Source organism: Ligilactobacillus salivarius DSM 20555 = ATCC 11741, from assembly GCF_001435955.1.
Classification (GTDB): Bacteria; Bacillota; Bacilli; order Lactobacillales; family Lactobacillaceae; genus Ligilactobacillus; species Ligilactobacillus salivarius.
In genome coordinates this window covers 1-12,545 of the sequence record NZ_AYYT01000021.1, presented here as the reverse complement: position 1 = coordinate 12,545, position 12,545 = coordinate 1, and the positions used below count along the sequence as shown (strand labels likewise).

Below are 12,545 nucleotides of genomic sequence, written 5' to 3'. Positions count from 1 at the left end.
TTTGCTTGTGAAATTATTATTTTTTAGTTATGCTTTAAATAGCAATACATACTAGAAAGTAGGTTATCAAAGGTATGAGTAATAAAGTAACTGTTTTGGGAAGCTTGAATGTTGATACTATTCTGAGAATACCCAGATTACCACAGCCAGGTGAAACATTGAAAATGGACGATATAGGTGTTGCAGGCGGAGGAAAGGGAGCAAATCAAGCTATTTCAGCTGCTAGATCTAAATCACATGTAACATTTATTGGTGGAGTTGGCAATGATGTTCAAGGTGAGATGATGTTGAAACTCCTAAAAGAAGATGGAATTAATATTAATAATGTTGCAAAATTAAATGAAGGAACTGGTCAAGCGTTTATTTTATTGCAAGAAAGTGGTGAAAATAGCATTGTAATCTATGGTGGTGCAAACCAAGCTATAAAAACTACCGTTATACAAAATGCAATGAATGATATCAAGGATAGTGATTTTTTAGTAGCCCAATTTGAAACACCTCTAGAAGTGACAAATGAAGCATTTAAATTAGCACGTGAGTTAAATGTAAAGACAATTTTGAATCCAGCACCAGCGACTGATATTTTAGACGAACTAAAGAAAAATATAGATTTAATAATTCCTAATGAAACAGAGGCTGAATTGTTAACTGGAATAAAAGTAGTTGACGAAGATACATGTAGACAAGCAGCTGATAAATTAATTGATCAAGGTATTGATAATGTTATTATTACTTTAGGTAAGCAGGGTGCTTATTATAAGACAAAAGATGGCATTTGTGAATTAGTACCTGCTTTTAAAGTTGAAGCGGTTGATACTACAGCTGCTGGTGATACCTTTATCGGTGCTCTAGTATCTAAATTAGATACAAGTTTTAGCAATTTAAGAGAAGCTATTATTTACGCAAGTAAGGCTTCTTCTCTAGCTGTCCAAAAATTAGGTGCGATTCCATCAATACCGTATAAAGATGATGTAGAAAAACAGTTAAATAATAAATAAAAAGCAATAAGAATTCCTATAGAACGAAAAAATTTGTTTTATAGGAATTTTTTTTAGAATAAAAAGTTTTTTTGCGTATTTATATATACGAGGAGGTGAGTTAATGAAAAAATCTGTTGAAATTTTGTTGCAAGAAGCTATATCACTAAAAGCAAGCGATATATTTTTCTTTCCAAAAAATGATAGATACCAAATTAAAGTGAATGTTTTAGGAACGAATCGCATAATAAAGGAATGTAGTAAAGAATTTGGAGGACAGTTGATTAATTATTTGAAATTTCAATCTAATATGGCAGTTAGTGAAAAAAGACGTCCGCAACTTGGATCATGGATATATAGTGATGAAAAAAATGAAGTCTTTTGTAGACTATCAAGTGTAGGAGATTTTTTAGGGAATGAATCCTTGGTTGTAAGACTGATATTTCCTAGTACTTTTTTTGAAGAAAACTATTTTTTTGAAGAGCAGATTTACACTTTACAAAAAGCTTGTATCAAAAATGGATTAATTGTTTTTTCAGGGCCAATGGGTTCAGGTAAGACAACGACTATGTACAATTTAGCTAGAAAATTAGCTAATGAAAAACATGTTATGAGTATTGAAGATCCAATTGAAATATATGAGCCTAATTTTTTACAATTACAAGTTAACAATAAAGCTCAGATGTCGTATTCTGAGTTACTGAAAGTAGCATTAAGGCATCATCCAGATGTATTTTTAATTGGAGAAATTAGAGATAATATGACTGCTAAAGTAGCAATAAATGCTGCTTTGAGTGGTCATCTGATTTTGACAACAGTTCATGCTCGTAATGTATATGGTGTTTATCAAAGGTTGAAAAACTTAGGTATTAGTGATGAAGAACTTCAACAAACGATGCAGGTAATCTCATATCAGAGATTAATTCCAACAATAGATGGAGGAGCTAAAGTATTGTTTGATCAAATAGAAGGAAAAGATTTAGATAAAGATATCATTCAAGGAAATATTCAAAGTAGAATGACTAAAGACTGGAGAGAAAAACTTGAGTATTGTTACCTTAATAACTGGATTAATAAAGAAAGTTTTGAAACATTTATTGAAGGATAATAAAAAAGTGTGGAGTTTAAAGAAACAAGCAATTTTTTTCTCTATATTATCAGATTTATTATCAGCAGGATTTTCCTTACGACAGTCTCTGATAAGTATACAAAATATAATGCCAGAATTTTATTCAGTTTCTCATAAAGTAAAGAAAAACTTGCTGATGGGAACAAAGATTAGCGATGCTTTAAAAGAGAATATTTCTAAATCAACCTATTATCAATTGTTAATTGCAGAGCAACATGGAGAAATGGAGAAAAGTATCAAGCAATTGGGGAGTTTACTTGAAAGAAGAGTGGAGCAGCAAAATAAATTAAAGAGTTTAATGGTGTATCCAATGATTTTATTTTTTATGTTGATAATAATTATGTTAGGAATAAAGTTTTGGTTGAAGCCAACTATTAATAATTTTGGAGAAGATAGTGTAAGAACATCGTCGATTATTAATTGGACAGTAGTTGGTAAATACAGTCTAATTTTAGTGGTTTTGATAATAGTACTATATGTATTAAAAATTTTGAGATGGTGGAGTAAACAAGAAACTATAACTAGACATCATTGGTATAGCCAATTGCTAATTATAGGTAAGATTTATCGACAATATAGCTACTACTATTTGAGCTTTAATTTATCACTACTTTTGAAAAGTGGACTAGATTTAAAACAAATATGTAGCTTTTTAAATGAATTTGATAAGCAATCTTTACTGTATCAATTAGGACAACAATTAAGAGAATTATTAGATGCTGGAAGTATGCCTGATGAGTTAGTGAAAAAATATCCATTTATCCCTCCTGAATTGAAATTGTTTTTAAATAAGGGAGAAACATTGGAAAACATAAGCAATGAGCTAGCAGTTTATTCAGAAGTCTCGTATAGGAAGTTATTAAAATTAATTGATAAGTTGATTGAGTTAGTTCAACCAATACTATTTATCGTGATAGCGATAATTATCGTTGGAACTTATTTAACAATTCTTTTACCAATATACAAAACTCTAGGAGGTTTATATTAATGAAAAGGAAAAGGTATGGATTTACTTTAATTGAAATGGCAATTGTCTTATTTATTATTAGCTTATTAATTTTAATTATATTACCGAATATAGGTACACAGAGAAAGCATGCAAATACTGTAAATGATAAGGCGTTGCAGACTCAATTAAATACACAAGCTGAATTATATATGGATGAAAAGAATACTAATACAGTAACAATAGATGAGTTGAAATCAGCCAATTATTTAAATAATGATCAATATGATCAAATTAAGAAGAAAAATATAGAGATTAAACTAGATAATGGTAAGAAAGAATAATTTGGTAGGGTATACTCTTCTAGAAATGATAATTGTTTTAGGAATATTTATGGTATTGATTTTATTGGCATATCGTCCTATAAAAATAACTTGGCAAAATTATGAAGAAAGACAATTTATAAAAAATTTTGAACGAAAATGGAACCAAAGTACAATAAAATCTATTCAAGAGGAAAAACATACTAATGTTTATTTTTATCACGATTTAGTTCGATTTTCTGAATATAATAAAGATAGAACAACAAATGACTATGAATTTTCATATCCGTCTACTATGCACGGAGATACTAATGTTGTAAAAATTAGTGATAATGGTAGTGTTACACCTAAAACAATAAAAATTTTCTCATCATTAGGAAGAAGATATGTATTTGTATTTCAAATGGGATATGGTGCTAAATATTATGTTAAAACTTACCAATAAAGGATTTGTATTAGCTGATTCGATAATAGGTTTAATAATAATTTGTAGTGGAATTTTAATATTATTAACAAATTATCAGTCTCTAAATAATCAAGAGAATTTAAAGATTGAGGATAAAGAAAGAATGCATTTATTACTCAATAGAGTGCGAAGTATGGATAAGAATGAATTAGTAAATTTTAAACAAATACAAGTTAGTTATGAAAACAAAGTTGAAACTTTATCAAAAGAGTAAAAAGAGTGGATTTACATTATTAGAAACAATAATAGCAATAGGAATTACTTGTTTAACATGTATGATGATATTTTCTACACTCCAAATAGTGTGGAAAATCAATGCAAATGAAACTAAAAATGATAGATTGCAGTGGGAGCAATTTAGATCAGTTATAGAGAGTAGTAATTTGGATTTTAAATATGTACGTGTTGACAATGAGAATGATGAATTGATTTTATATAGCGATGCGATGGATGATTTTTATGAATTGGACTTATATAAGCAACAAATCAGGATGCGAAGAAAAATTGATGGGTATATGCCCTTGTTATACAATGTTCAAAAGGTAGAGTGGAGATATGATGAAAATAGGAAGTCGATTTTTATTTCAATTCGGATACACGGTAGAGAATATAGCGAAGAATATATAATGGATCGAAAAAAATGAAAAGTAGTTTCAGAGAAGAAGGTTATTTAATTTATACTAGCATATACTTTTTGATGTTCTTTCTTATGATATTTTTAGGACAGATATTACTTTTTAAATGGCAAATTTTAGCCTATAGCAGAGAGGTAAATTATTATAGAGCTAGAGTGATGTATGAAGTAGTCAAAAGAAAGAATTGTGATAGCGAGAATTTTAATTATGGCAAAGTTAAGTGGGATAAAGAAAGAAGAAAATATATTATTATATTAAAAAATGGTAGAGAGTATCAATTTAAGTGATAACCAATAAACTTGAAAATTTTGCATAAACTAGCTACACTATTAAAGATTAATAGTAACAGGAGGGCTAGTTCTTGATAGGTAAAATGGAAAAGATACAGAAAGAATATAGTTTACTTGAAGGAGCAGTAAAGGAACTACAAAAAAATTTACAAACAACTTATCTTGATGCATTAATTGAAACTTTAGAGAATATCTTAGATAATAATCAGGTTCATGTAGAGGATGATAAGCCTGATAAAAAGACAGTAGCAAAGTTAAAAGAATTGTACGCTGATAGTAATATAAAGAACTTAGAAACTGATGAAAAAAGACAGGTTATACAATTATTAATTTTAAAATCTTATAGCGAAGATAAGATTCAGGCTAATCATCAAATGACACCAGATTCAATAGGGATGATAGTATCTTATCTAATAGAGTTATTTGCTGATTCTAAAAAAGTATTAACAATTACAGATATTTGTGTAGGTACAGGAAACTTACTTACTGATATTTATAATAATTTAGATAAGCAAAACAAAAATATTCAAGCTTATGGAATAGATAATGATGATACGCTATTAGCTTTAGCAAGTATAAGCACGCAATTCCAAAAGCAAAATATTGAACTATATCATCAGGATGCTATAGAAGAGTTGTTAATCCCTAAGACGGATTTAGTAGTTGGAGATTTGCCGGTTGGATATTATCCAATAGATGACAAAGTGAGTGACTATATCACCAAAAATAATGATGGACATTCATATGCTCATTATGTATTAATTGAAAAATCTATAAGGCAATTAAAAGAAGATGGAATAGGAATATTTATTGTACCTAGAGGGATTTTTGAAGTAAAAGATTCGGTTAAATTGCTTAAATATATTCAAAAAGTTGGTTATTTGCAAGGATTATTAAACTTACCAACAGAATTATTTAATGATAAACAATCGATGAAATCAATTTTAATTGTACAAAAGAAGGGAAATAAGGCTAAACAGGCAGAAGAAGTATTATTGGGCGATTTCCCTAGCTTTAAAAAACAAGAGGAATTTAAAAAATTTATAAATGAAATAGTAAGTTGGGCAAAGAAAAATATTTATTTTAATTAGAAAAAAAGAACTATAATTTCGATAATTTGGATTTATAGTTCTTTTTTTGTCTAAAAGTGAATTAAATTCAACTATAAATGAAATAGTTGAATTTTACTAAAATAAAAAAATGTTTTAAACTGGATAGTATTGAATATTAATGAATTGGAGATATATTGATATGAACAAAGAAAATAAAGGATATGCAAGAAATTTAAAAAGTAGACATATCCAATTAATAGCATTAGGAGGGACGATAGGAACTGGACTATTTTTAGGATCAGGAAAGTCTATCCACTTAGCAGGCCCATCTATTGTTTTAGCATATTGTATAACAGGGTTAATATGTTTCTTTCTGATGAGAGCAATGGGGGAACTTCTTTTATCAGATTTAAATACACATTCTTTTATAGATTTTATTACTAAATATTTAGGAGAAAAAATAGGTTTTATAGCTGGGTGGACATATTGGATTTGTTGGATAACGATTGCTATGGCAGATGTTACGGCAACAGGTCTATATATAGAATATTGGTTTCCTAATATACCACAGTGGGTTCCAGGATTAGTTGCAGTAGTTGTATTGTTATCTTTGAATTTAGTTACAGTGGGGCTATTTGGAGAAACAGAATTTTGGTTTTCTTTAATCAAAATTATTGCTATCATTGCACTAATTGTTTCAGGAATTGCGATGGTTATAGTTAGTTATAAGACACCGGTAGGACATGCTACTTTAGGGAATTTGTATAGTTATGGAGGATTATTTCCAAAAGGCTTAAAAGGATTTTTGCTATCTTTCCAAATGGTGACTTTTGGCTTTATTGGAATTGAAATGGTTGGAATTACTGCTTCAGAAGCAGAAAATCCCAAAAAAGTTATTCCAAAGGCTATTAATGAAATTCCGTTAAGAATAATTATTTTTTACGTAGGGTCTTTACTAGCAATAATGTCCATATATCCATGGAATTCCATCTCAATAAATGAAAGCCCCTTTGTACAAGTATTTCAGAATATAGGTATAACTTTTGCTGCTGGAATTATAAACTTTGTTGTATTGACAGCTGCATTATCGGCTACTAATAGTGCATTATTCAGTACCGGAAGAATGTTATTCTCGCTTAACTGGGGTAAAAAGGGAAAATTCGCAAAAAAAATGAGCACATTGTCCAGACAACAAGTTCCAGCGAATGGTTTAATTTTTTCTGCTATTATAATAGCAATAGCAGTATTAGCTAACTTTGTAGTATCTAATACATCTTTATTTACATTTGTGTCTAGTGTTGCGACAACTTGTTTCTTATTTATTTGGGGCGCAATTGTTGTATGTCATTTAGAATTTAAAAAGCAACAAAAGAAACAAAACATTCCTGAGGGAGAATTTAAATTACATTTTCATCCTTGGACTGATTATTTGGTGTTGGCTTTCTTAATATTCGTAGGAGTAATAATGTGCTTGGAAAAAACAACATTATTTGCTTTGATAGCTGCGATTGCTTGGTTTGTAATGTTATATATGATTAGTAGTATTAAAAAAAGAAATTAGGATTCAACAGAATTAGAAATACGCTAAGTGTTTTTAATTCTGTTTTTTTATTTTATTATTATAATAATATGTTAATAATTAACTAGGAGAGTATAAAATGAAATATTTTACTGCAGATACACATTTTTTCCATAAAGAGTTGATACATGATACACGATTTGCTAATAGAATGTTTTTTTCAGTAAATGATATGAATAATACAATAGTTGAAAATTGGAATAGTGTTGTTAATGATAATGATACGGTTTATCATTTAGGAGATATAGCACTTATAAATAGTAAAAAAGAAGATTTAAAAAGAGTATTGGAAATATTGAAGAAATTAAAGGGGCAAATTGTATTTTTGAAGGGAAACCATGATTCAAGAGTATTATTTAAATTTATAGATAAAAATAATGTTATTTTACCTGATGGAAGAATGAAATTTACTTTTATAGATGTTGGCTTAATTTTAAAATTAAATCATTATCAATTATTTTTAACTCATTATCCATTATTGGTAGGACCATCTAAAAATAGAGTTAATGTTCATGGACATATTCACCATTCCAGTGTAAATTTACCGTGGAATATTAATGTTGGAGTTGACTCAGCAGATATAGATTATTTAATTAATAAACTACCATTTGGAACACCTATATCAGAAAAGAATTTATTTAAGATTATAGAGGCTAAGTTAATAGATCATAAAAAAAGATGGTAGATGAGAAAGAAACTTGTAAGAGTGGGAATATAAGGTATATAATTAACTGATGATTTTAAGCTAGGAGGAATTGATTTTTGAATAGCGAAAGAAAAGAGAGGCGGGAAGTACAACTTGCAAAAAAGGCTGAAACTATCGAAGCAGCAGCAAGTGAAGTATTAGTAATTAACGAGACCCGAATAAAAATTGATGGGAGACCTTATGATTTAGTTGAGAATTATCATGAAGGTTTTAACGCAGAACGATTAGGTGAGAGATTTAGCCAAATTTTGACTAAATATGATTATATTGTAGGTGATTGGGGATATGATCAATTAAGATTACGTGGTTTTTATGAGATTGGTAGCAAGAAAGGATCACCTTATCAAAGTATAGAGAGGCTAGATGATTACTTATATGAATATTGTAATTTTGGTTGTTCCTACTTTATTCTTCATAATCTTGAAGTGCAGACACCAGAGCCAATACCTGCTAATATTAGGAAGAAGAGTTCAAAGAGAAAATCACAATCTAGTTCTAAGAAACATAACTCTAAAAACAATGTATTTACAAATGAAAAGAGATATAATATACGATCACAGAAAAATAAGAAAAATGCTCATTTGAAGTCTGTATCAAAGAAAAATACAAAGCATAGACATTTTACAATTAGGCAAAAATAGGGAGAATTTTATGGATTTAGAAAAGTATAAAGGATACCTGATAGATTTAGATGGAACAATGTACAAAGGAAAGATAAAAATTCCTGCAGCCAAGAGATTTATAGAAAGATTACAAGAGAAAGATATTCCATTTCTATTTTTAACCAATAATAGTACTCAAACTCCGGAAGCTGTAGTAGAAAATTTAGGAATGAATTTTGATATTCATGTTGGTGTAGAAAATGTATATACTACAGCATTGGCAACAGCTGATTATGTAGCTGATTTAGATGAAAATAAAAGAAAAGTATATGCAATTGGAGAACTTGGTTTAAAGCAAGCATTGATGGATAAAGGATTCCGCTTTGAAGAGGTTACCCCTGATTATGTTGTAGTAGGTTTAGACTATGATGTAACATATCATAAATTCGAATTAGCTACATTGGCTATTAAGAGAGGAGCAAAATTTATAGGTACTAATCCTGATACTAATTTGCCAAATGAAAGAGGCTTAGTGCCAGGAGCAGGTTCCGTCATTGCTTTAGTTGAAAGAGCAACACAGCAAGTGGCGACTTATGTTGGAAAACCTGAAAAAATAATTATGGAAAAAGCATTGAAAAAAATGAATATGAAAGCTGATGATGTAATTATGGTTGGGGATAATTATAATACTGATATTAAAGCAGGAATAGCTTCGGATATAGATACATTATTGGTATATACGGGAGTCTCTACTAGAGAAGATGTAGCAAAAGAAAAAATTAAGCCAACGTATGAAATTAATAGCTTAGATGAGTGGCAATAATGATTAGATCTATATGGATAGAAAGAGTAATATTACTACTATTTGGCGTAATATTATTCTTTTTTGTATTATCTTTGGCAATAAGTATCACTATTAATTCAGATTGGTTATACTATATTTTTATAAAGTTAGAGCACTTGGATAAAAAAGTTTTTTTAACTAGTAATGAGTTGTGGCATGAATATAAAACAATTTTACATTATTTGAATTTTCCTTGGATAGAAACGTTACATACTAAATTACCACTATCTGTTAGCGCGATACACCACTTTGAAGATGTAAAAAAATTATTTGAATTTAACTACATTGTTTTATTAATTACTTCAATAATGATTGGAATTATGTGGCGAAGAATTTTTACAAAAACAGAATGGTGGAATTTATTAAATTTATTTAAAGTATCAAATATAATTATTTTAATGTTGGTATGTATAGTTTGCTTGGACTTTTCAAATGCATTTATAGTATTTCATCAATTGCTATTTAACAATAGAGACTGGATATTTAATCCGGCAAATACACCAATTATAAAAGCTTTACCAGAATTATTTTTTGAAACATGTTTTATTGAAATAGTAGTAATTTTTGAATTGGTTATGTATACATTCAATTGGTTTTTAAAAAATAGATTAAGGCGAGAATAGGAACGTAAAAGTTTTGTACAGTAAAAAAACGGATAGTGGATCCATTTTTGAATCTACTATCCGTTTTTTTAGTATATAAATAAAATTATTATTAATTTTTTGAAAGTTTACTTTTGAGAGCTCCTACAATAGCAGGAATTAAAGAAACTACAATTATTCCAATAATAACTAAGGAAAAGTGTTCTTTAACAACCGGAATATTACCAAAAAAGTACCCAGCACCACAACAAATGAGAACCCAAGCTGTTGCTCCTAGTAAATTATATTTAATGAAAGTAGAATATTTGACTCCTGTACCACCAGAAACAAAAGGAGATAAGGTTCTGATAATAGGCATAAATCTTGCTAATGAGATAGCAATGCCACCATGTTTTTCAAAAAATGCTTCAGTTTTCTTCATGTTTTCTTCTTTAATAAATTTACCAAAAAAGTGATGTTGTGAAACAGAGCGTCCAACTTTATGACCAATGAAATAGTTTAGTGAGTCACCAGTAACAGAAGCAAGCCAAAATAGTATAATAAAAAGCCAAATATTTAGATGATACTCACTACTAGCTGATAGAGCGCTAGCAGCAAATAATAGAGAGTCACCAGGTAAAAATGGCATTATAACGGCACCTGTTTCGATAAAAATAACTCCAAAAACAATTAGATAAGTTAAATTACCAAAGCTATTAACAATATTAACTAAATGCGCATCGATGTGTAGAATAAAATCAATTAAAAAGTTCAAGTTACTTACTCCTTAATAAGTTATTTGGAAATTAATAATACCATATAAAAAAGAAAATAATTAGTTATTTTCATTATTTTTAATATTTTTAACAAGTTGAGTACTATGTTTTGGCTGAATTTTTTCGGGATAAAGTGACTCTAATGCGTTATTAACAGCCATAGGTGCTTCTCCCATACCAACGGCTATCAAATCTATTCTACCAGGATAATTAGCAATATCTCCAATAGCATAAACATTTTGAAGATTTGTTTCTAATTTGGAATTAACAGGGATTAAATTATTTTTGGTGGTTATTAGATCTAAATCCCATGACTTTAAAATGCTATTGTTAGACATAAAACCATAATTTACTAATAAAGCATCTACTGATAATTCAACAGTATCTTTAGTACGTACTTTTTTAAGTTGTATAGTAAGGTTATTATGAGAATTGTCTGTACTAAGATTATCTATAGTGTAAGGGGTCATTATTTTTGAACCAGACTCTTTTAACTTATCTACATTTGATTCCATAGCTCTAAATTGATTTCTACGATGAATGACAATAGTATCTTTTGCAATAGTATTTAATTCTAATGCCCAATCTATAGCTGAATCACCACCACCTGCAATAGCAATAGATTTGTTCTCAAATATTGATGGATCGTTGACAGTATAAAATAATTTATCATTTTCTAGTGCTTCGGCATTCGCTATTCTAAGGCGACGTGGTTCGAATGAACCAATTCCGGTAGAAATAATAATAGATTTACTATAACTGATTCTATTATTAGTAATTATTTTAAATTGGTTTTTCTCAGTTTTTTGAATATTTAAAACAGGACTATTAACATATACGTCAACATTAAATTGCTGTAATTGTGTATTTAAATTTCTAATTAAGTCTTTACCGGAAATGGAACTAAATCCAGGAATATCGTAGATTGTCTTTTCTGGGAACAAAGCTTGAGGTTGTCCTCCAAGTTGTCCTAAACTTTCAAGTAATTGGACTTTGGCTGAACGCATTCCTGCATAAGTAGCGGCAAACATACCAATAGGGCCACCACCAATAATAGAAATATCATATAAGTTATCTTCAGGCATAAATTACCCTCCTAAAAAATTACTAAGGATACAATAGCATAAATAAAAAATAAAATAAAATGGTAAAAGAACTGATAGTCAGTTATTATAGAATATAGAAATAAATGGGAGGTTAATATATGCGTTATCGTATAGGAATGATAATTGAAGGCAGAATAACTGGTATTCAACCATATGGAGCTTTTGTCAGTTTAGATAATCGCACTCAAGGATTGATACACATTTCTGAATGTCACCATGGATATGTAGATAACATTCGAAATTTTTTGAAAGTTGGGCAAATGGTAAGAGTCATGATAATAGATATCGATGAGTATACTGGGAAGATAAGTTTATCAATAAGATGCTTGGAAAAAGCTTTTGATTTTTCTAGAGAAAAAAGACGCCCAGGATTTAATCATCGAAAATATTGGACTAATAAGCATGTTCAAGAAGGGTTCAAGCCTATTTCTAAGAGAATGTCTAAGTGGATAAACGAGGCATTAGAAGATATTGAAAAAAATAAAAAAAACTATTGACGAGATATTAAAATCAAGGTATAGTATATATCGTTG

At 29.0% G+C, this 12,545-nt stretch carries 16 protein-coding genes; 14 read left to right on the top strand and 2 right to left on the bottom strand.

Going from position 1 to position 12,545, the window contains the following annotated elements; translation table 11 throughout:
* Positions 1–74: 74 nt before the first annotated feature.
* The 13 genes from rbsK (at position 75) to FC55_RS08185 (ending at position 10,172) form a co-directional block, all read left to right on the top strand.
* On the top strand, positions 75–998 hold the full coding sequence (gene rbsK / locus FC55_RS08250) for a ribokinase (RefSeq protein ID WP_003701532.1): 924 nt from the start codon (positions 75–77) through the stop codon (positions 996–998).
* Positions 999–1,101: 103 nt separating this feature from the next.
* The gene (comGA, locus tag FC55_RS08245) at positions 1,102–2,085 is read left to right on the top strand and encodes a competence type IV pilus ATPase ComGA (RefSeq protein ID WP_003701531.1); all 984 of its coding nucleotides are present in this window, start codon (positions 1,102–1,104) and stop codon (positions 2,083–2,085) included.
* The gene (gene comGB, locus FC55_RS08240; protein WP_003701530.1) at positions 2,021–3,094 is read left to right on the top strand and encodes a competence type IV pilus assembly protein ComGB; all 1,074 of its coding nucleotides are present in this window, start codon (positions 2,021–2,023) and stop codon (positions 3,092–3,094) included. The genes comGA and comGB overlap by 65 nt, the downstream gene beginning before the upstream one ends.
* Positions 3,094–3,396, top strand: coding sequence for a prepilin-type N-terminal cleavage/methylation domain-containing protein (locus FC55_RS08235; RefSeq protein ID WP_003701529.1), 303 nt, complete (start codon positions 3,094–3,096; stop codon positions 3,394–3,396). Before comGB ends, FC55_RS08235 begins: the two co-directional genes overlap by 1 nt.
* Positions 3,380–3,820: a competence protein ComGD gene (locus FC55_RS08230; protein ID WP_003701528.1), complete on the top strand. Its 441-nt coding sequence runs from the start codon at positions 3,380–3,382 to the stop codon at positions 3,818–3,820. The genes FC55_RS08235 and FC55_RS08230 overlap by 17 nt, the downstream gene beginning before the upstream one ends.
* The gene (locus tag FC55_RS08225; RefSeq protein WP_003701527.1) at positions 3,801–4,055 is read left to right on the top strand and encodes a hypothetical protein; all 255 of its coding nucleotides are present in this window, start codon (positions 3,801–3,803) and stop codon (positions 4,053–4,055) included. The genes FC55_RS08230 and FC55_RS08225 overlap by 20 nt, the downstream gene beginning before the upstream one ends.
* The gene (locus FC55_RS08220) at positions 4,021–4,485 is read left to right on the top strand and encodes a competence type IV pilus minor pilin ComGF (RefSeq protein WP_003701526.1); all 465 of its coding nucleotides are present in this window, start codon (positions 4,021–4,023) and stop codon (positions 4,483–4,485) included. Before FC55_RS08225 ends, FC55_RS08220 begins: the two co-directional genes overlap by 35 nt.
* Before the next feature lie 352 nt (positions 4,486–4,837).
* Positions 4,838–5,857, top strand: a complete 1,020-nt coding sequence (locus FC55_RS08210; protein WP_003701523.1) for a class I SAM-dependent methyltransferase — start codon at positions 4,838–4,840, stop codon at positions 5,855–5,857.
* A 160-nt stretch (positions 5,858–6,017) separates the two neighbouring features.
* Positions 6,018–7,379 (top strand): amino acid permease, encoded by a 1,362-nt coding sequence (locus FC55_RS08205; protein ID WP_003705813.1) that lies wholly within the window; start codon positions 6,018–6,020, stop codon positions 7,377–7,379.
* A 97-nt stretch (positions 7,380–7,476) separates the two neighbouring features.
* Positions 7,477–8,082 carry a metallophosphoesterase family protein gene (locus FC55_RS08200; RefSeq protein ID WP_003701521.1) on the top strand — a complete coding sequence of 202 codons (606 nt, stop codon included), beginning with the start codon at positions 7,477–7,479 and terminating at the stop codon, positions 8,080–8,082.
* A gap of 77 nt (positions 8,083–8,159) precedes the next feature.
* On the top strand, positions 8,160–8,744 hold the full coding sequence (locus tag FC55_RS08195; protein ID WP_003701520.1) for a YutD family protein: 585 nt from the start codon (positions 8,160–8,162) through the stop codon (positions 8,742–8,744).
* A gap of 10 nt (positions 8,745–8,754) precedes the next feature.
* Positions 8,755–9,528 (top strand): TIGR01457 family HAD-type hydrolase, encoded by a 774-nt coding sequence (locus tag FC55_RS08190; protein WP_003701519.1) that lies wholly within the window; start codon positions 8,755–8,757, stop codon positions 9,526–9,528.
* A complete protein-coding gene (locus FC55_RS08185) occupies positions 9,528–10,172 on the top strand; it encodes a TIGR01906 family membrane protein (protein WP_003701518.1) in 645 nt (214 codons plus the stop codon). Before FC55_RS08190 ends, FC55_RS08185 begins: the two co-directional genes overlap by 1 nt.
* A gap of 91 nt (positions 10,173–10,263) precedes the next feature.
* Here the strand turns inward: FC55_RS08185 and FC55_RS08180 are convergent, their stop codons facing one another.
* Both FC55_RS08180 and FC55_RS08175 read right to left on the bottom strand, forming a co-directional pair.
* Positions 10,264–10,905 carry a VTT domain-containing protein gene (locus tag FC55_RS08180; protein WP_003701516.1) on the bottom strand — a complete coding sequence of 214 codons (642 nt, stop codon included), beginning with the start codon at positions 10,903–10,905 and terminating at the stop codon, positions 10,264–10,266.
* Positions 10,906–10,965: 60 nt separating this feature from the next.
* Positions 10,966–11,991 carry an NAD(P)/FAD-dependent oxidoreductase gene (locus FC55_RS08175; RefSeq protein WP_003701514.1) on the bottom strand — a complete coding sequence of 342 codons (1,026 nt, stop codon included), beginning with the start codon at positions 11,989–11,991 and terminating at the stop codon, positions 10,966–10,968.
* A 119-nt stretch (positions 11,992–12,110) separates the two neighbouring features.
* On the opposite strand from FC55_RS08175, the gene FC55_RS08170 reads away from it, so the two are divergent.
* Positions 12,111–12,509 carry a CvfD/Ygs/GSP13 family RNA-binding post-transcriptional regulator gene (locus FC55_RS08170; RefSeq protein ID WP_003701513.1) on the top strand — a complete coding sequence of 133 codons (399 nt, stop codon included), beginning with the start codon at positions 12,111–12,113 and terminating at the stop codon, positions 12,507–12,509.
* The last annotated feature ends 36 nt before the right edge of the window (positions 12,510–12,545 follow it).